General features: G+C 68.3%; 16 protein-coding genes, 1 tRNA gene and 1 pseudogene. 5 read left to right on the plus strand and 13 right to left on the minus strand.

What is annotated here, in order from left to right; translation table 11 throughout:
• Window positions 1-138: 138 nt before the first annotated feature.
• From RS82_RS06535 to RS82_RS06545, 3 genes are all read left to right on the plus strand, one after another.
• On the plus strand, window positions 139-1,191 hold the full coding sequence (locus RS82_RS06535) for a hypothetical protein (protein WP_045297792.1): 1,053 nt from the start codon (window positions 139-141) through the stop codon (window positions 1,189-1,191).
• A gap of 359 nt (window positions 1,192-1,550) precedes the next feature.
• A complete protein-coding gene (locus tag RS82_RS06540) occupies window positions 1,551-2,192 on the plus strand; it encodes a nitroreductase family protein (RefSeq protein ID WP_045297793.1) in 642 nt (213 codons plus the stop codon).
• A 198-nt stretch (window positions 2,193-2,390) separates the two neighbouring features.
• Window positions 2,391-2,723 carry a GNAT family N-acetyltransferase gene (locus RS82_RS06545; protein WP_245619532.1) on the plus strand — a complete coding sequence of 111 codons (333 nt, stop codon included), beginning with the start codon at window positions 2,391-2,393 and terminating at the stop codon, window positions 2,721-2,723.
• A gap of 267 nt (window positions 2,724-2,990) precedes the next feature.
• Here RS82_RS06545 and RS82_RS21770 read toward each other — a convergent pair.
• From RS82_RS21770 to RS82_RS06570, 5 genes and pseudogenes are all read right to left on the minus strand, one after another.
• A pseudogene (locus tag RS82_RS21770) lies at window positions 2,991-3,230 on the minus strand (toxin).
• Complete coding sequence (locus RS82_RS06555; RefSeq protein ID WP_045297794.1) at window positions 3,227-3,490, minus strand: ribbon-helix-helix domain-containing protein; 264 nt, start codon at window positions 3,488-3,490, stop codon at window positions 3,227-3,229. The pseudogene RS82_RS21770 and the gene RS82_RS06555 overlap by 4 nt, the downstream one beginning before the upstream one ends.
• 945 nt (window positions 3,491-4,435) lie before the next feature.
• Window positions 4,436-4,508: transfer RNA gene (locus tag RS82_RS06560), tRNA-Arg, on the minus strand.
• A 113-nt stretch (window positions 4,509-4,621) separates the two neighbouring features.
• A complete protein-coding gene (locus RS82_RS06565; protein WP_245619533.1) occupies window positions 4,622-5,014 on the minus strand; it encodes an MmcQ/YjbR family DNA-binding protein in 393 nt (130 codons plus the stop codon).
• Between the two features lie 31 nt (window positions 5,015-5,045).
• Entirely contained in the window at window positions 5,046-5,675 is a 630-nt protein-coding gene (locus tag RS82_RS06570; RefSeq protein ID WP_045297796.1) for a hypothetical protein, read from the minus strand.
• A 101-nt stretch (window positions 5,676-5,776) separates the two neighbouring features.
• Here RS82_RS06570 and RS82_RS06575 point away from each other — a divergent pair, with 101 nt between their 5' ends.
• Both RS82_RS06575 and RS82_RS06580 read left to right on the plus strand, forming a co-directional pair.
• Window positions 5,777-6,625 carry an SDR family NAD(P)-dependent oxidoreductase gene (locus RS82_RS06575; protein ID WP_045297797.1) on the plus strand — a complete coding sequence of 283 codons (849 nt, stop codon included), beginning with the start codon at window positions 5,777-5,779 and terminating at the stop codon, window positions 6,623-6,625.
• 181 nt (window positions 6,626-6,806) lie between these two features.
• Window positions 6,807-7,007, plus strand: coding sequence for a hypothetical protein (locus RS82_RS06580; RefSeq protein WP_045297798.1), 201 nt, complete (start codon window positions 6,807-6,809; stop codon window positions 7,005-7,007).
• 71 nt (window positions 7,008-7,078) lie between these two features.
• Here the strand turns inward: RS82_RS06580 and RS82_RS06585 are convergent, their stop codons facing one another.
• From RS82_RS06585 to RS82_RS06620, 8 genes are all read right to left on the minus strand, one after another.
• Window positions 7,079-8,023, minus strand: coding sequence for an aldose 1-epimerase family protein (locus RS82_RS06585; protein WP_045297799.1), 945 nt, complete (start codon window positions 8,021-8,023; stop codon window positions 7,079-7,081).
• 133 nt (window positions 8,024-8,156) lie between these two features.
• Entirely contained in the window at window positions 8,157-11,135 is a 2,979-nt protein-coding gene (locus RS82_RS06590; RefSeq protein ID WP_084695490.1) for an immunoglobulin-like domain-containing protein, read from the minus strand.
• A 138-nt stretch (window positions 11,136-11,273) separates the two neighbouring features.
• Complete coding sequence (gene araA, locus RS82_RS06595) at window positions 11,274-12,785, minus strand: L-arabinose isomerase (protein ID WP_045297800.1); 1,512 nt, start codon at window positions 12,783-12,785, stop codon at window positions 11,274-11,276.
• 37 nt (window positions 12,786-12,822) lie between these two features.
• Complete coding sequence (locus RS82_RS06600) at window positions 12,823-14,421, minus strand: xylulokinase (RefSeq protein ID WP_045297801.1); 1,599 nt, start codon at window positions 14,419-14,421, stop codon at window positions 12,823-12,825.
• On the minus strand, window positions 14,421-15,140 hold the full coding sequence (locus RS82_RS06605) for an L-ribulose-5-phosphate 4-epimerase (protein ID WP_045297802.1): 720 nt from the start codon (window positions 15,138-15,140) through the stop codon (window positions 14,421-14,423). Before RS82_RS06605 ends, RS82_RS06600 begins: the two co-directional genes overlap by 1 nt.
• A complete protein-coding gene (locus RS82_RS06610; RefSeq protein ID WP_084695491.1) occupies window positions 15,140-16,210 on the minus strand; it encodes an ABC transporter permease in 1,071 nt (356 codons plus the stop codon). Before RS82_RS06610 ends, RS82_RS06605 begins: the two co-directional genes overlap by 1 nt.
• Entirely contained in the window at window positions 16,207-17,289 is a 1,083-nt protein-coding gene (locus tag RS82_RS06615; RefSeq protein ID WP_045297803.1) for an ABC transporter permease, read from the minus strand. The genes RS82_RS06610 and RS82_RS06615 overlap by 4 nt, the downstream gene beginning before the upstream one ends.
• Window positions 17,286-18,893: a sugar ABC transporter ATP-binding protein gene (locus tag RS82_RS06620; RefSeq protein ID WP_045297804.1), complete on the minus strand. Its 1,608-nt coding sequence runs from the start codon at window positions 18,891-18,893 to the stop codon at window positions 17,286-17,288. Before RS82_RS06620 ends, RS82_RS06615 begins: the two co-directional genes overlap by 4 nt.
• Between the last annotated feature and the right edge of the window lie 28 nt (window positions 18,894-18,921).

Here is an 18,921-nt window from a genome sequence, read left to right on the forward strand (position 1 = left end):
GCCGGGACTGCCGTCGCCATACCGGGAGCGGTACCATGACGCGCAGGCGCTCCGCTGGGGGAGAGCGCAAGTCGCGACAGCGGCAATCAGACTCACAACGCGTCGCGGCGAGTCATTTTCTCTGCATTTGGAGCAGTGATGACGGACACGACGAATGGAAAGCTCGCCCACCAACGGCAAGCCCAGGATGAGCAGCCGGACTTCATCACGGCGGCCTTGAAGACCCACCGCTATCTGCGACTATCGTTCGTCTTCGCCGTCGCAGCCCTCTTCATCGGCGTGATCATCGCCTCGGTGGCCGGCGGCTACGTGAAGGGGTCGATCAGCTACTACTACTGGACCCCGGCACGGAACGTGTTCGTCGGCGTCCTGATCGCGGCATCCCTCGCGATGCTCGCCCTCAACGGCCGAGGAGGTGCGGCGAAGATCCCGCTGGGAAGGCGGACCCTCACACTCCCCAGCCCCTCGACGCTGCTCGATTTCGCTGCGATCTTCGGACCGCTCATCGCGATCGTGCCCACTGACGTGAAGGCCACTGAGCAGGGTCTGACCACGTTCACCTGCGAGGGCGAGGAGCAGAGCTGCCTGCCGAAGGCCGCATTTCCCGAGGTGCAGAACGCGGTCCTCACCTACATCCTCACCCTCGTGGTGGTCGTCGTGGTGATGCTGATCGTGCAGCGCAAGGAGAAGCGGAAGCGGTTCGCACTCGTTGTCCCCGTGACCGCCGCCGTCACCGCCGTCGCCCTCTTCCTCTTCACCTTCGTGGCGAACGGCGCGTTCCCGTACTTCCGAATCGGCCCGTGGAGCTTCAGCATCCACTACATCGCCACGTTCCTGTTCTTCGCCGCGTTCGCCACGGTGGTCTGGATCCGCGGCATCCGCGACAACGACCCGGAGGACCGCACCCCGGCGACTGACACCCAGAAGCTCTGGTACAAGATCCTGGCGATAGCGATGGCCGCCGACATCCTCTTCCTTGTCGGGCTGGCCGTTGTGGCGCAGTTCGGCATCGAAGACGCGATCCCTGGCTTCCCGGAGGTGCTGTTCGGCGAGGCGGTGGGGCTGACCCTGTTCGCCGTCTTCTGGGCCATGCAGACGCGACAGCGATGGAACGAGCGCATCACCACGCTTCCGGAACCGGGGACTGCTGCCGCAGCGCAACTTCGCCAGGACCTGGCGACCGCTGCGTAGCGACGTTCACCACCCTCGGCACGGCGATCGGGCGCACTCAGACCAGTCGTCGAGCGCACGCCAACTGAGTTCGATTGCGGTCCCAGCCAGACCGGTCCGGCGCCGAGCGACCTCCCAGGTGCGCAAGGTACGGTGATGGGGATAGGCGAACTTCTCATTCGTCTCGCCCCGGCCGTGTGGTAACGGTCGGGGCTTCTTCTTTGTGTGTGCGATCTGCGAGTCAGCGCGACAGGCCGCAGGCCCACCGGACGCGACGCTTCGGCTTACGGATCGAAGCCGGGTCCCTCTCTGCGACGCCGGATGACATCTCGAGGCAGAGCAGAGGGTCGACGAATTCCGGCGGCAGCTACCGTCGGGCTATGAGCGACCGCCTTCCGTTGAGCCCCGACGAGCTACTGACGACGACCCGATCCGTGCGACGACGGCTCGACCTTCGACGTCCCGTCCCTGTCGAGATCGTGAGGGAAGCACTCGAGGTGGCGCTGCAGGCGCCGACAGGGAGCAACGCCCAGACATGGCACTGGATCATCGTCACCGACGTGGAGAAGCGCCAGGCCATCGCCAGATTGTACGCGCGCTCGTTTGCCCGCTATCGCGCATCCGGTTCCCGGACTTACGCCGACCCGACGCGCCAAGCGGTTCAGCAGCGGGTGTCATCGAGCGCCGACTACCTGGCTGAGCACATGGGGGAAGTCCCGGTCCTCGTGATCGGTGCCATCTTCACGGGGGCCGAGGAGTTCGAGCCGGGAAGCCAGGCCGGTCTGTGGGGGTCGCTCCTCCCTGCCGCCTGGAGTCTGCAGCTCGCGCTGCGGGCTCGCGGCCTCGGCAGCGCCTGGACGACGTTGCACCTCGCGTACGAGCGCGAGATCGCAGAGCTGCTCGGCATCCCGTCGACCGTGCGCCAAGGCGTGCTGCTTCCCGTCGCGTACACCGTGGGAACCGACTTCCGAGCCGCGCATCGCGCGCCGCTCGACGACGTCCTGCACATCAACGCCTGGTGACGGTCGGGACGTCATCCCCGAACGCGCCGACCGATGCCGGTCCTCCTGGTGGGAACCGAGGACCGGCGCTGTGCTGATTGTCGGGCAACGTGAGCAGACGAACGAAGGAGCTTCCCATGTCCACACTGCCGTCCCGTCCCATTCCACCACGTCGCGGGCTGGTGTTCGGTGGCTCCGAAATCCACGTACCGGCGACTCATGAACTCGCGCACGATCCCCTACTTGGATGAGGAACGCGAACCCTGGTCGATCGTCTGTTTCGTTGTCCGGGGCGGGTTTCGCAAGCGCGGGCTCAGGCACGACCTGCTGGCCGGTGCGATAGAAGATGCGCGGACGGGCGGCGCGACGATCGTCGAGGGGTATCCGGTAGATACCGGCGAACGGGTCGATCAGATCAGCGGCTACGTCGGAACAGTTCACCTGTTCGAGGCCCACGGCTTCGTCCGGATACAGGCGACGGACGCCCACTCCGGCGGCGCACAGCGCTGGGTCATGCGACGGGAGCTTGCACCAGACGACCGACCGAGCTGACCGTTGGTCACTGTTCATGCCGTCGGTTCATGGCGGCGATCCGCCGACAGCTTGCTGATCACAAGGGACTCAACCCACCCCAGGAAACACGAAAACCCGCGGAGATCCGCGGGCTTTCGATAGCTACTGTCTCAACACAGTGCGCGCCCGAAGGGACTCGAACCCTAACCTTCTGATCCGTAGTCAAGCGGGACGCGGCGAACCTCCGCGTGATTCCGCGAATTTCGAGCCCTTGTGCACACATGCGTGCACACATCGCTATCGGCCTCAGGGGAGCAGGTCGAGCATCCGCGGACGCGCCTTCATGGCGTGGATGACGAGCTCGTTGCCACTGTCGAAGACAAGCACGACGGTCTCGAGCAGCCGCCCCTGGGTGTCGAACCCGAGCCTCAGCTGGCGGGACGGTTAATCCTCGTCGAGGTCCTCAATCCAGAGAGGCCAGGATGCCGCCTGCCTCGCGTCGTCTTCCGAGATGCCGTGTTTGAGCGCTGAGCCGTGGATGTTCACGCGGCGTAGGCGGCGAGCGCGTCTCGGATCAGCTCGGATCGCGTCTTGTGCGCTCGCGCTGCACGTGCGTCCAGCTCGGCAAGCTCCTCGCTCGTCAGCCGCAGTGCGACGACCTGCGACGGCTCTGCGCCGCGCCCGGGGCGGCCTCGTCCGCGCTTCTTCAGCGCGTCAACGTCGTAGCCGGCTTCGGCCTCCGCCGCCCACTCCGAGACCTGCTGCTCGGTGACCGGCACGCCATTGATCGTTTCGCCCGCGCTCATGCAAGAAGCGTAATACGAAAATCAGGAACAGGCCAGACGCGAACGGCGAAATCGCGCGCCCGGACGCCGGGCAGTGAGCGTTCGCAAGGCCGTCCGTGATCGGACATCTCAGCGTCCCGGTCATGGGTGCATGACCGTTAGCGGCGACCTCATCCACCATCACGTGGAGCGAGACTCCCCTGCGGCTCACCCCGAGGCCCGCCGATGGACCCTCATGCGAGCAGTGGTTCCGTTGCGGTGGCCGGGGGCGCGGTCGGGACGGAGGCCTACTCGCTCCGATTGGCGTGAGACGCTCGCGCATCCCGTCGGCGAAGCGCGCGAAACCAGATCCAGGTCGCACCCATAAAGACGAGGGCGGCTACTCCTCGACGTCCCCTTCAGATTCTTCGACGTCCCGAATGGATCAGGACTCGAAACCGCGCTCGTCAGCATGCAGGACCGATCCGATGAGGTTGCCGTGCGATTCACGCACGCGATCAACCAGGGGCGCAATCTGGCGTAGAGCCAGGAAACCCGGCCACACCTTGGGCGCCGCTCGCTGCCGGAGCCCCAACCGAATGCAGTCCGACCGGCACGCCACGCGCCTCAAGCGCGCACCGCCCTCGCGTCGACCGGCATCCGAACGCTGGCCGACGCGCGGTTCCGTACCGACGGCACGTGCCGCGCCCCAGAGGGTCCCGAGCACTCCCTCGAAGCATCGACCACGACCACTGCACAGCGGCCACCTTCTAGTGCACACACAGGTGCACACATGCGAACGGCACCCCGTCTGATTCCAACGATGTCGCTCACGGCATCCGGGGAAAATCAGGGCTCGTCCGTCCGACCATGCTGATTCGCGGTCCGACGGCACGCCCGCGGAATCAGAAGGAAGTGAGCCACCCACGAAACACGAAAACCCGCGGCAGTCCGCGGGTTTTCAATGCTTACTGTCTCAACACAGTGCGCGCCCGAAGGGACTCGAACCCCTAACCTTCTGATCCGTAGTCAGATGCTCTATCCATTGAGCTACGGGCGCATGTTGCTCGCTCTCGCGCACAACGTCGTCAACAATACCTGACGGATGCGCGGCGCGCGAATCGGCGGTCGGATGCTGGTCGCCCGGGCGTGTCCGCGCACACCAGCGCTCCCCTAGCCACCGTCGAGAGCACGCAGCTGTCGTTGCAGCGCGACCTGCCGGTAGGACGTGTCGATGAGCTCGGCGAGGAGCACCCAGTCACCGGCATCCGGTTCCACACGCAGCGCGAGCCAGCCGTACGCCCCCTCGTACGGCGGCACGAAAACGTCGTCGCGCTCGAGAAGCGCGGGACGCTCCAGTTCGTCGGGGATGAACTCGACCGCGCCGACGTCGTCGTGGGCGGCACCGACGATCGCGAACTGGCGCTTGCCGGCGCGGAACGTGGAACGCCCGTGCGCGAGGACCTCGGTGGCTTCCGGGAACGGCAGGCAGATCTCACGCACCCGCCGGGTCAGCGGATGATCCATCGGGAAGCGCATCGGAGGTGGTGGCGCGTCGTCGATCACGGGTCGAGGTTACGCGCCGCGTCCGGTGACGTCAGGACTCGAGCTCGCTGACATCGATGCCGGAGATGCGGGGCGAGTGTGCCGCGGGCTCGGCCGGTGGCGCAGCATCCGTCTCGGGATCGTCCTGATGGCGCTTGTGAGCCGCGAGGCGCGGGAGGTCGACGAGGCGGATCGACTGCATGCGGGCGGCGCGCATGCGGTCGTAGTCGGGGTCGAGCTCGGGGCGCATGCCCTCGACGCGCAATCGCCGTTGGAGGTTGGCCTCGACATCCCCCCACGCGGCGTCGCGCGACTGCTCGATGAAGGTGCGCACGACGTGCGGGTCGTCGGCCATCGCGCGCAGGGCCTTCGCGACACCCGCGTACTGCCGGCCACGCTTACGGAGGTTGCGCGTGTCACGGTCGCGGTAGTCGTGGGTTCCGTCGGGGTCGGTGAACTTGCCCCACGCCTTCTTGCGCTGGCGTCTGACGAGAGCGGCCGCTTCGTCCTGCTCCGCCGCGAGGCCCAGCAGGGTCTCGCGTGCGAACGGCGTGAACGCGACCACGTCGAACTGCTCATCGTGCGCGATCGTCTCGACGAGGATGCGGTTGCGGATCGCGAGCCGCGCGGCGGCGGACGCGATGGACACCCCTTCGGCGATCGCCTCTGCGGTCTTGCCCATCGCACCTCCCCTCAAAGGCTAGCGTCCGCGGGGCCATCCCGAGTCAGCGAGAATCGTAGGCGCGGGTCGTCGACGGCGACGACCGGACCGAGAGGCATCACATGGCGAAGCAGCGACCCCTGGACGTGCGCGGGCGCACCACCGTCATCACCGGCGCGGCCGCTGGCATGGGCGCCGACGTCGCACGGCAGCTGGCCGCGCGCGGAGCGCGCCTCGCCCTGCTCGACCGCAACGTCGACGGCCTCGCCGCGGTCGCCGCGAGCCTCGACGGAACCGGGCACACCACGCACGCGATCGACCTCACCGACGACGCCGAGGTCACCGCCGTCGTGGCGGAGGTCGAGGCATCCCATCCGCGGATCCAGGCGCTCGTGACGTGCGCCGGATCGTCGATGCTCGGCGACATCGACCAACTGGCGATGGCCGAGATGCGCTGGCTCATGGACGTGAATCTGTGGGGCACCGTCAACGTCACGCAGGCGCTGCTGCCCGCGCTGCGGCGCGAGCCGGCCGCCCACATCACGCACCTGGTCTCGATCTACGGGCTCGCGGCTCCGGCGGGGCGCATCCCCTATGCGATGAGCAAGTTCGCGGTGCGCGGGTTCACCGAGTCGTTGCGGCACGAACTCGAGCGCTCCACGATCACGGTCGGCGCGGTCTACCCTGCGGGCGTGAAGACGGGCATCATCCTGCACGGCCGGTACGCCGCGGCGATCGACCCCGCGGTCGCCCAGCGCGCGGCGGCCGCGCAGGCCGCGATGTACCACACCGAGCCCGCAGACGCGGCGGCGCGCATCGTCGACGCCACGATCCGCCGGCGCCCGCGCACGATGATCGGCCGCGAGGCTCGACTGGTCGACGTGCTGGCACGCGTCACGCCGACCCACTACTGGGCGCCGATGCGCCGGCCGCTGCGCGACGCGATCGACACCACGACGCCGATCGGCTGACGCCTCACCCGCCCGCGCAAGCACCCCGCCGGCAGAGCGCGCCGGCCACCGCGGCCGTGCGGCGCCACCCAGGGCGGCAGCATCCATCCGTGTATCAAGCGCCAGGCGCCGAATCAAGCCCCTGCCCCGCCCTGCGCCTCACGCGTAGCGTCGGTGTCATCCCTCATGAGAGGAGAGATCGATGGGATTCATGGAAGACGCGAAGGAGACGGCCGAGGCCGTCGGCGAGAAGATCAAAGACGCGTGGGAAGACACCACCGATCGAGTCGGGGACAAGGTCGACGAGATGAAGGCTGATGCCAACGTCAAGAAGGCCGAAGCGGAGCGCGACTCGGTGAAAACGCGCAACGACATCAAGGAAGACCTGCGGGACAGCACCTGATCCGCAGACGATGAAAGCGGAGCCGACCGGGGGGCCGGCTCCGCTTTCGCTGTGTCGCGCGTGCGGGAGACTCAGTCGATCGCGGCGATGCGCCACGAAGCGGTGACGGATGCCTCGGGCTCTATGACGATCAGCCCCGCGTCGTAGTCGTACGACCCGGCGTTGAACGCGTCGGGCGCGCACGTCATGGGCTCGACGGCGAGACCGAGGCGACTCTGTGCGGGGTCGGGCTTGTCGGCCGTGTGGATCTGGACCCACGGGCACGCCGCATCCCATGACATCTCGACACCCGAGCCCGCGGCATCCGTCACGCGCACCGTGGCGGTGCCATCGGAGTCGCGGATGAGTCCCGAGTACGCGTGGTCGATCTCGGCCGCGCCGATCTCGCGGGCGGAGCGGAAGTCGAAGCGCTGCGGGTCGTCGGCGTCGACGGCGACGAGGTCGGTCGGGATGAGGCGATCAGGCGTGACCGCGAGCACCTGAGCGGCGGGCAGCTCGAGCGTCCAGCCGTCGACGCGGCCGTCACCGGCGACGAGGTACGGGTGCGGGCCGGTGCCCCACGGGGCGGACTCGTCGCTCTCGTTGTGCGCCGTCACCGACTGCGTGAGGCCGTCGGGGCCGAGCGAGAACGTCGTGGTGACCACGAGGCGCCACGGGAAGAACGTCTGCGGCTGGATGACGGCCGTCAGCGTCACGTGGTCGGGGCCCTTGTCGATCGCCTCGAAGTCGAGCCAGGTGGCGAGGCCGTGCAGCGCGTGCGAACGCGCGGGCTCGGTGAGCGGAAGCTGGAAGTCGCGGCCGCCGAACGAGTAGCGTCCGTCGACCACGCGGTTCGGCCAGGGGGCGAGGGTCGCGCCGCGGTGCGCGGGACGCACCTCGTCGGCCTCGAACGGCACGACGAGGTCGCGGCCGCGATACGTGAGCGAGCGGAGCGTCGCTCCGACGCTCGCCACGACGGCTTCGTAGTCGCCGGCGCGCAGGGCGTGCTGGGTTCCGGATGCGGGGGGACGTGCCATGGGTTTTCGATCCTCTTCACGGGAGCGGGGACGTTGTCACAGTAGTTCGCGCGGCACGTGGCGGGCCAATCGGCCGAGGCGCCACGCGTGGTGAGGGGCTCGCGTCCGAAGACGCGAACCCCTCACGAGTGCGCTAGTTGCAGCCGGCTGCGGCGACCGTGACGGTGGACGCGTGGCTCCGGCCGTCCGCGGACTGGGCGGTGATCGACACGGTGTCTGCGGCGATCGAGGCCAGGCGCGTGGTGAACGTGGCGGAGGCGCTCTTGCCCGCGGCGACGGTGACCGTCTTCGAGCCGTAGGCGCCTGCGATCACGATCGTGGCTGCGACATCGTCGCGGTTGGTGACGGTCAGGACCTCGGTCACCTTTCCGGCGACGCACCGCGTGGTGCCGGTCGCTGTGATGTCGAGGGCGATCGACACCGCCGCCGACGTCGAGGTCTTCACGAGCCCGTCTGCGTAGCCGTCGTAGTGCGCGGTGACGCTGCCGACTCCTGCGGGAGCCGTGACGGACGCCGAGGCATCCTCCAGGTCGACCGTCTTGCTCCACGAACCACCCGAGAAGGTCACGGTGCCGACGACGTCGCCGCCGTCCGCCGCCTCGACCTCGGCCGTCAGCGTGCTGCCCGAAGCCGAGAGCGAGGTCGTCGAGGCGACGGCCTTCACGCCGGACCACTCGTGCATCGCGGTGAGCACCGACTGCGTGACGCTGACGAACGCTCCGTGGCGAGGGCTGGCGGGCAGTCCGCCGACGGGGCGGACGTTCCATGCGGCACGCTGGGAGAGCCGATCGGACTGCTGGCTCGACGCGATCGCCGCGCCGGTCGTCAGGAACGCCCGGTATCCACCCGCGCTGTAGTTGTCGACGAGGAACACGTACCCGTCGCCGGCGTTGTTCGGGTCGCCCTCGTTGAGCTTGATGATCTCGGGACCTTCACCGGCCTGGCCGGTCTCGAGGCTCGTCATGCGGGTGTCGGTGAGCTGCCACGTCGAGTTCGGGTCGGCCGTCCAGCTGGACTGCGTCGTCGGCGCGGTGAGCACCTTCGAGCGCTCGAGGAAGATGTCCTTGCCTGCCTCGAGAGGGCCTGCGGCACCACCCTCCTCGTTCTTGGTGAACCGGTAGTAGTAGTCGCCGATCTTCGTGACGGTCGAGTCGATCCGGGCGTAACCGGTGTCCTGCCAGCTCGCCGGCGGGTACGTGTACGTCTTGAAGTCGCGCGTCAGGACGTAGAACATGCGGGCGTACAGCTTGTCGGAGTTCGTGTGGGTCGCGTCCGAGTACAGGCGCGAGGCGAAGAACACCACATAGGACTGCAGCTCGTCGTCCCAGTACGCCTCAGGCGCCCAGGTCATGCCGGCCGCGGGCTGGTTGATCGTGATGCCCGTGTTCTCGCCGTTGGTGCGCTTCCAGTCCACCAGGTCGGTGGACTCCCACACCTCGATCTTGAGGCTGCCCTCAGACTGGGCCGGACCCCAGCCTGTTCCGCAGCTGATGCAGAGGTCGGTGGCGACCATGTAGTACTTGTCGCCGTCCTTGGAACGCAGGATGTAGGGGTCGCGGAGCCCCTTCGTGTCGGCCGTCGACGTGATCACGGCGTTGCCGCCGTTGACCGGCGAGAACGTGAAGAAGTCGTTGCCCGACGTCGCCGCCTGGTAGATCTTCTCGTCGCCGTCCGACTTGAAGTAGGCCGCCGCGTAGCCGGCGTCGGGAGCCCAGCGGCCCTTCTCCGCCACGGTCACCCCGAAGGTGCGCTCCGCCGTCTGGCCGTTGAGCGTCGCGCGAGCGGTGAGGGTGACCTCGCGGTCGCCCTCGCCGTACGCGGGACGCGTTACGATGCCGCCACCCGCGTACGGGTCTGCTGCACCGACGGCGGGCGCCGCGTACGCGGCATCCGTCTCGGTCACGAGGGCGTCGTCGGACGACGTCCAGGTGATCGCGGCGCCGTTGATCGCGCCCTTCGTCGCCAGCGGCAGGTTCTCGGTCGTGCGCGTCGCGAGCGAGATGGCATCGAGGTCTGCCGACACCGACGGCGCCAGCACGATGACATCGAACGTCAGGGCCCCCAGCGACGTCGTCGCGGTGAGTGTGACGGGGGTGTTCTCGATGATCGAGCGCGAGACGACTCCGGCCGTCGAGACGATCGACGGCGCAGACGACGCCCACGAGAGCGCCACGCCGTTGACCGTCGACGGCAGAATCAGGTTGCTCGAGACGCCGTCGAGCGATGAGTTCGCCCCGAGCATCGTCGCGAGCACGTCTCCGCGCAGCAGGGCCGAGGTCGCAGCGGTCTTCTCCGCAGCAGTCGGCATGCTCGACGACACCTCCTCGGCCGTGAGCGCCACATCCCAGAACTTGACGTCGGAGACGTCGGCGCGCAGCAGCGGGTCGCCCTGGTAGAGCGACCGGCCCAGGTAGCCCAGCACGTCGCCGCTCGGGATGATCGAGCTCATCGCACGGGTGTGGGCGAGCGTCGAGATGACCGCACCGTCGCGGTACAGCGTCAGCGTGTTGCCCGAGCCCACCATGGTGAGCGTGGTGAAGCCGGGGTTGAGGCCGCCGCCCGCCGGAAGCCGGCTCTCGCCGTTGTCGGTGCCCGACTTCACGCGGATGGCCGACAGCACCTGGTTGGTGTAACCACCCTGCGACGAGCGGGGGCTGAGGAAGATGTGGTTGCCGAGTTGGGTCGTGTTCCACGGTCCGACGCCGTCGCCGATGACCCAGCCGAAGTGGTTCGCCGATGTCTGGGTCGAGACCGTGTACTCGACGGTGAAGTTGTTGTCGGTGCCCGTCACGAGACCCTTCGGCAGCGACGCGTAGCCGTCGGCCTTGAAGCGCAGCACGTCGTCGCCGCCGGCGTCGACGAACGACGCGTCGGTGAGGTTGGTGAGCGTCGCGTTGCGGCCGTTGCCCGACACGTCGATCAGGCTCGTGCCGGAGTGCGTCATGTCGTAGTGGGCGGAGGGCGCCGGCACGTCGGCCGCGTACGCCGCGACCGGAGCCGAGAGGCCGATCGTCGTCACGGCCAGCGCGCCGACCACGGATGCCGCGATGGTGCGCCGTGCGGTGGGCCGCCGTGTTCCGTTCCGAGGGAGGGTGGAGCGATGTCTCTTCATCGAGCTTTCCTGTTCGTTCGGGTGGCGACGTCGCCGGACGGGGCGCGTCAGTTCGGGTGCGGTGTTCGGTTGTGCGGTGGTGGAACGGGGATGCCGCGGGGCGCTCGGACCGGATCCGGACGCCCCGCGGCAGGTGGATCAGAGGCCTTGGGCGAGGCGGTAGTAGGCCTGGTTCCAGCGCAGCTCGCGCCGGAAGCCGCGGACGGTGGTGTCCTCGTCGATGACGACGAGCTCGGTCTTCGCGATCTCGGCGAAGTCGCGGAACACCTCGATGCCGACCGCGGTCGACATCACGGTGTGGTGCGCGGCGCCGGCCTCCAGCCAGCACGCGGCACTGGTTGCGAAGTCGGGCTGCGGCTTCCACACGGCGCGCCCCACGGGAAGGTTCGGCAGGTCGGGGGCCTCGACGTTGGTGACCACGTTCGCGACGAGCCGGAACCGGTCGCGCATGTCGCTCATCGCCACCACCACGGCGGGGCCGGGGTCGGCGGTGAACACCAGCCGCACCGGGTCGTCCTTGCCGCCGATGCCGAGCGCGTGGATCTCCAGACGCGCCTTCGCGGAGCTCAGCGTCGGAGAGACCTCGAGCATGTGGGCGCCGAGGATCTTCTCATCCCCCGCGACCAGGTCGTACGTGTAGTCCTCCATCAGCGACGCGCCGCCGGGAAGGCCCGCGCCCATCACATTGGCGACACGCACCAAGATCGCGGTCTTCCAGTCGCCCTCGGCGCCGAACCCGTACCCGTCGGCCATGAGGCGCTGCACCCCGAGACCGGGAAGCTGCTTCAGACCGCCGAGGTCCTCGAAGCTCGTGGTGAAGGCACCGAACCCGCCCTCCTCCAGGAACGAGCGCAGCCCGAGCTCGATCGCCGCGCCGTCACGCAGCGACTGGTGCCGCTCCGCGCCCGGCTTGAGCTCGTCGGCGACGTCGTACTCGTCGAGGTACACCTGCACCAGCGCATCGATGTCGGCGTCGGACGCGGCATCGACGGCCTCCACCAGCTCGTTCACACCCCACGTGTTCACCTGCACCCCGAACCGCAGCTCGGCCTCGGTCTTGTCGCCCTCGGTGACGGCGACGTAGCGCATGTTGTCACCGAAGCGGGCGAGCTTCAGGGTGCGCGCGGCGGCCCAGCCGGCGGCGGCGCGCTGCCAGTCCTCGATCTGCTGCCGGACCGCCGGGTTGGACACGTGACCGACGACGGTCTTGCGGGCCACCCCGAGACGGGTCTGGATGTAGCCGAACTCGCGGTCGCCGTGCGCAGCCTGGTTCAGGTTCATGAAGTCGAAGTCGATGTCGGCCCACGGCAGCTCGACGTTCGCCTGCGTGTGCAGGTGCAGCAGCGGCTTCGCCAGCGCGTCCAGCCCCGAGATCCACATCTTCGCCGGGCTGAAGGTGTGCATCCACGAGATCACACCGATCACATCGTCACGGCCGTTGACCTCGAGGGCGAGACGGCGGATCGAATCCGAATCCTTCAGGACCGGCTTCCACACCACCTTCACCGGCAGACCGCCGAGGCCGTCGACGACGGCCTGGGACTGCTCCGCGACCTGGCGGAGCGTCTCCTCGCCGTACAGGTTCTGACTGCCGGTGACGAACCACACCTCATACGAATCGAGCGTGGTGGAGAGGGGCGAGCGGGTCATGGTCTTCCTTCAGATCTGGCAGGGGTGGTGACCGGCGTCACAGCTTCGCCGCGATCGCGGCGCGCTCGATCGACAGGCCTGCACGGTAGCGGGAGAGGTACGCGGCGAAGCCGGGCACATCCTCCGCATCGGGCTCGAGGGAATCGAACCCGGCGTGCGCGAAGACGCGCTCCGTGAGGAACACATCGAGGTCCGAGTCCGCCGTGTCGACGGCGAACGCGGCGAGGACGGCGATGCCCCAGGCACCGCCCTCGGAAGCGGTGTCGGCCACCGCGACCGGCGCGCCGAGCGCGCCGGCGAGGAATCGCTGGGCGACTCCTGCCGTGCGGAAGACGCCGCCATGGGCGTACATCCGGTCCAGAGCGACTCCCTCCGCTTCGAGCACGCGCATGCCCAGTGCGAGCGTGCCGAACACGCCGTACAGCTGCGCGCGCATGAAGTTCGCAAGGGTGAAACGGCTGTCGGGCGTGCGGACGAACAGCGGGCGGCCCTCCGGCAGCCCGGCGATCGGTTCACCGGAGAGGTGGTTGTATGCCAGCAGTCCCCCGGCGTCGGGGTCGCCGTCGAGCGCCTCGCGGAACAGCACCTCGAAGACCTCGTCCGCGTCCAGGCCACCGCCGGCGATCGTGGCGAACTGCTCGAACAATCCGACCCAGGCCGCGAGCTCGCTCGCGCCGTTGTTGCAGTGCACCATCGCGACCGGGTCGCCGGCGGGCGTCATCACGAGGTCGAGCTCGTCGTGCGCTTCGCGCAGCGGGCGCTCCAGCACCACCATCGCGAAGATGCTCGTGCCCGCACTGACATTGCCCGTGCGCGGGGCGACCGAATTGGTCGCGACCATCCCGGTGCCGGCATCGCCTTCGGGCGGGCAGAAAGGGATGCCGGGGCGCAGCGCGCCCGACGGATCCAGAAGTCGCGCACCCTCGGCGCTCAGCTCGCCCGCGGGCCGGCCCGCGACGAGCACCTCGGGCAGGAGGGCGGAGACGTCGAGACCGGGCGCGCGGTCCGAGACGAGCCGGTCGAACTTCTGGAGCATGCCCGCGTCGTACCCGCGGGTCGCCGCGTCGATCGGGAACATGCCCGACGCGTCGCCGATGCCCAGCACCGCACGGCCGGTGAGCTTCCAGTGCACGTAGCCGGCCAGGGTGTTGAGGAACCGGATGTCGGCGACATGGTCCTCTTCGTTCAGGACGGCCTGGTACAGGTGCGCGATCGACCAGCGCAGCGGGATATTGGTGCCGAACAGCTCGGACAGCACCGCCGCGGCGCGCTCGGTCGAGGTGTTGCGCCAGGTGCGGAACGGCGTGAGCAGCTCACCCTCGGCGTCGAACGCGAGGTACCCGTGCATCATCGCCGAGACACCTATCGCCCCGAACGTCTCAGGCACCACACCGTAGGTGCCGCGGACCTCATCCACGAGCGCGGCGTACGCGGCCTGCAGCCCCGACCAGACGTCGTCGAGCGCGTACGTCCAGTTGCGGTCCTGCAGGCGGTTCTCCCACGCGTGCGATCCGGTCGCGTAGACGCGAGACGGGTCGTCGAGGTCGATCAGGCACGCCTTGATGCGCGTCGAGCCGAACTCGACGCCGAGCGCTGTGCGACCCGCGCGGATCGCCTGAGCCGCGGCATCCGTCATCATCGCTCGCCCTCCGCGTCCCGGCGCTCGTCCGAGGACTGGCCGTACACGTTCTGGTAGCGGTCGTACAGGCGGTCGATCGCATCCTGCGGGATGGGGATGAGGGGGCCGGCCTCACGCGCATAGTGCACGGTGCGGGCGACGTCCTCGACCATGACCGCGGCCTTGACCGCATCCTTGGCCGACGTGCCGATCGTGAACGGCCCGTGGTTCTGCATCAGCACCGCACGCGAGCGGTGCCCGGTCAACGTCTCGACGATGCCCCGGCCGATCGAGTCGTCGCCGATGATCGCGAACGGACCGACCGGGATCGGACCGCCGAACTCGTCGGCCATCGCCGTGATCACACACGGGATCTCCTCGCCGCGCGCCGCCCACGCCACCGCGAACGTCGAGTGGGTGTGCACCACTCCCCCGACCTCCGGTATGTTGCGGTACACGTACGCGTGCGCCGCGGTGTCGCTCGACGGGCTGCGGTCGCTGCCCGGCGTGCCGGGCACCACATTGCCGTCCAGGTCGCACAGGATCATGTTCTCGGGCGTCAGGTCGTCGTACGAGACGCCCGACGGCTTGATCACGAACAGGTCGGCACCCGGCACACGACCGGACACGTTCCCACCCGTCCACACGATCAGGTTGTAGCGCACCAGCTCCGCGTGCAGCTTCGCGACATCGGCGCGGACGGCATCGATCGACGCCTGAAGGTTCTCGTTCGACATCAGCTCGACCTCCTTCGCGTCAGCACCCGCTGCAGCAGCACGAAGGCGAGCAGCACGGCTCCGGTGATGATCGTCAGGTATTCGGGGTTGATGGTGCCGTCCTTGGTGATGATGAGACGCAGCGCCGCGATCACGAACACGCCGACGATCGACCCGAGGATGTAGCCGTAGCCGCCGGTCAGCAGGGTGCCGCCGATGACGACGGCCGCGATGGCGTCGAGCTCCCATCCGATGCCGGTGACGTTCTGCGCCTTGCCGCCGACCTCGGCGGTGTACACGATCGCCGCGAGCCCCGACAGGGCACCCGAGACGATGTAGATCCAGACGCGGGTCCGCGAGACGGGAAGGCCCATCAGCTGGGCTGAAGACTCGTTGCCGCCGATCGCATAGACGGTGCGGCCCATGCGGGTGCGGTGCATGAAGAACAGTCCGCCGAGCACCACCAGGACCGCGATGAGCAGACCCGGAGTGATCGTGAAGTCGTTGACCTTCGGACCGTCGATGAGCTTCCAGTCGGTGGCGAGGAGCAGGATGGGCGAGTCCTCGGGCGCGATCACCGGGGTGGTCGAGAGGATCGACGCGAGTCCGCGCGCGAGGAACATCATCGCGAGTGTCGCGATGAACGGCTGCACGTTGAAGTACTGGATCATGACGCCGGCGATGAGCCCGAAGACCGCGCCGAACACGATCATCAGCAGCATCGACAGCCAGCCGTTGACGCCGATGTTCATCAGCATCACGCCGGCGACCGAACTGAACGCGACGACGGCGCCGACCGAGAGGTCGATGCCTCCCGAGACGATCACGATGGTCATGCCGACCGCGAGGATGATGGTCGGCGCGAAGCTGACCAGCAGGCTCGACATCGTTCCCGCGTGGAACACGCGGCCGTACGCGATCTCCGCGTAGATGAGCATGCCGAACAGCAGCACCAGCGCCGTCAGCGTGGGGATGAGCGTCTGACTGCGCTCCCACAGCCGCGACAGGCGCGTGACGTTCTCCGCATTCTTGCTCTCGGGCAGATCGGCGACGGGCGGGACGGCTTCAGCGAGCGTGCGTGAAGTGCTCATGCCACGACCTCCTTCGAAACGGGGGTGCTCTCCGTGGCGGCCGGCGTCGCCGGTCCGGTCGGGGTGCCGGAGGATTTCGTGCGTGAGAACGCGAACGAGCGGACGCGCTCCGACTGCAGCAGCACCAGGGCGATGATGACGAGCGCCTTGAACGCCGGCGTCGCCGCGGCGGGGATGCCGAGGAACAGCACGGTCTTGTTCAAGGTCGCGATGAGCAGGGCGCCGATGGTGGAGCCCAGGATCGAGAACTTGCCTCCCGCCAGGGAGGTGCCTCCGATGACGACGGCGAGGATGGCGTCGAGCTCCATCAGGTTTCCGGTGCCCCCCACGCTCACCGTCATCACCTCGGAGACGCTGAAGAGGCCGCCGACCGCAGCGAGCGCCGCGGACAGGACGTAGACGCCGATCAGGATCGGACGAGGACGGATGCCGGCGAGACGGCTCGCCTTCGGGTTGATGCCGATCGACTCGATCATGAGACCGAGCGCGGTGCGTCGCATGGTCAGCGCGATGAGGACGACGATCGCGATGGCGAGCACGAAGCTGGTCGGCAGCCCGAGGATCTGGCCGTTCGCGAGCTGGCGGAACGGTTCGTTGGTCGCGTTCGTGTTCTGGCCGTCGGTGATCACGCGGGCGATGCCACGCGCGGCGAGCATCATGATCAGGGTGCTGATGAAGGGTTGCAGGCCCACCACCGCCACCAGGATGCCGTTGATCGCACCCAGCACGATCGCCAGCAGCAGCGCGAGACCGATCGCGGTGAACATCGCGCCCACCGAGTTCGAGTCGAGCGTGGACAGCGTCTGCATGGCGACGGCGCCGCCGACGGCCATCATCGACCCCACGGAGAGGTCGATGCCTTCCGTCGCGATGACGAACGTCATGCCCAGCGCGATCATGATGATCGGCGCCGAGATGCGCAGGATGTCGAGCACGTTGCCGGTGAGCAGGCCCGTCGTCGGGTTGACGCTCACCGCCAGGTAGGCGGGGTTCTTGATCGTGTTGACCAGCAACAGCAGGGCGATCCCGATGATCGCCCAGAACCAGGGCGTGCGGAACGCGGACTTCACGCGGCTCATGACGCGCTCCCTTCAACTCCAGTGGGCTCGTCGCCGGCGGCGACCTCTTCGGCGAGGGCATCGGCCTGCTCTTCGGCCTCGTCCCCCGTCTCGGTCGCGATGACCGACACGATGCTCTCCGCGGTCACCTCGGGACCGTTCACGACCTCGCCCACCTTCTGGTGGTCCTTGAGAATGACGATCCGCTCGGAGAGGCGGACGACCTCTTCCAGTTCGGACGAGATGAACACCACACCCATCCCGCCTTCGGCGAGCTCGGCCACGGTCTCCTGGATGTCGGCCTTGGCGCCGACATCGATGCCTCGGGTCGGCTCGTCCAGCAGCAGCAGGTCGGGGTTCGTCGCGAGCCAGCGGCCGAGGAGCACCTTCTGCTGGTTGCCGCCGGAGAGCAGCCGGATAGGCCGGTCGGGGTCGTTGGGGCGCACGCTGAAGCGCTCCATGTACGTGGTGACCAGCTGGTCGACCTCGCGGGCGGGCACACGGCGGAACCAGCCGCGGCGAGCCTGGACGGCGAGCATGATGTTCTCGCGGACGCTGAGGTCGCCCACGATGCCGTCGTCGCGACGACTCTCCGTCGAGTAGGCGATGCCCTGCGAGAGGCCGGCGACCGGAGAATTCAGCGAGACCTTCTTGCCACGGATGCGCACCGCGCCCGAGTCGGCCTTGTCGGCGCCGGCGATGAGCCGGGCGAGCTCGGTGCGTCCGGCACCGAGGAGCCCGGCGAAGCCGACGACCTCGCCGGCGTGGATCTCGACGTCGGTGGGCTCGATGGCGCCCTTGCGCCCGAGCGCCTCGGCGGCGAAGAGCGGGGTCTGGGTGCGGTCGCGCACCTCGGTCTGCCGATTGGAGCCCAGCGCGCGCAGGGACTCGAAGTCCTTGCCGATCATCTTCGAGATGAGCTGAGTGCGGTCCAGGTCGCGCTTGAGGTATTCGCCGACGAACTGGCCGTTGCGCAGCACCGTGATGCGGTCGCTGATCGCGTACACCTGGTCGAGGAAGTGCGAGACGAAGAGGATGGCGACGCCCTGGTCGCGCAGGCGCCGGATGACGCCGAACAGCACCTCGACCTCGTTCGCGTCGAGGCTCGAGGTCGGCTCGTCGAGGATGAGCACCTTCGAGTCGGTGACCATCGCGCGGCTGATGGCCACCAGCTGCTGCATCGCGATCGAGAGGGACGAGAGGGGCGCGCGCGGGTCGAGGTCGCCGAGGCCCATGCGAGCGAGGGCCTCGCGGGCGAGCGCGTGCGTCTTGCGCCAGTTGACGCCGGCGATGCCTCGCACCTCGTGGCCGAGCATGACGTTCTCACCGATGGTGAGGTTCGTGCAGAGGTTGACTTCCTGGTAGACCGTGGAGATCCCCGCGGCCTGCGCCGAGGCGGTGCCGGTGAAGTGGCGCACCTGGCCGGCGACGACGATCTCGCCCGAGTCGATCTGATAGACCCCGGTCAGCGCCTTGATGAGCGTGGACTTGCCGGCACCGTTCTCACCCATCAGGGTGTGGACCTCGCCGGGAAGCAGCCGGAAGCTGACGTCGTCGAGCGCCTTGACCCCGGGGAAGGTGATCGAGGCGTTGCGTACCTCGACGATCGCGATCGGTTCAATCATCGCTGGGTGACTCCTTATTGCTGCAGTG

This window comes from Microbacterium trichothecenolyticum (assembly GCF_000956465.1).
GTDB lineage: Bacteria > Actinomycetota > Actinomycetes > Actinomycetales > Microbacteriaceae > Microbacterium > Microbacterium trichothecenolyticum.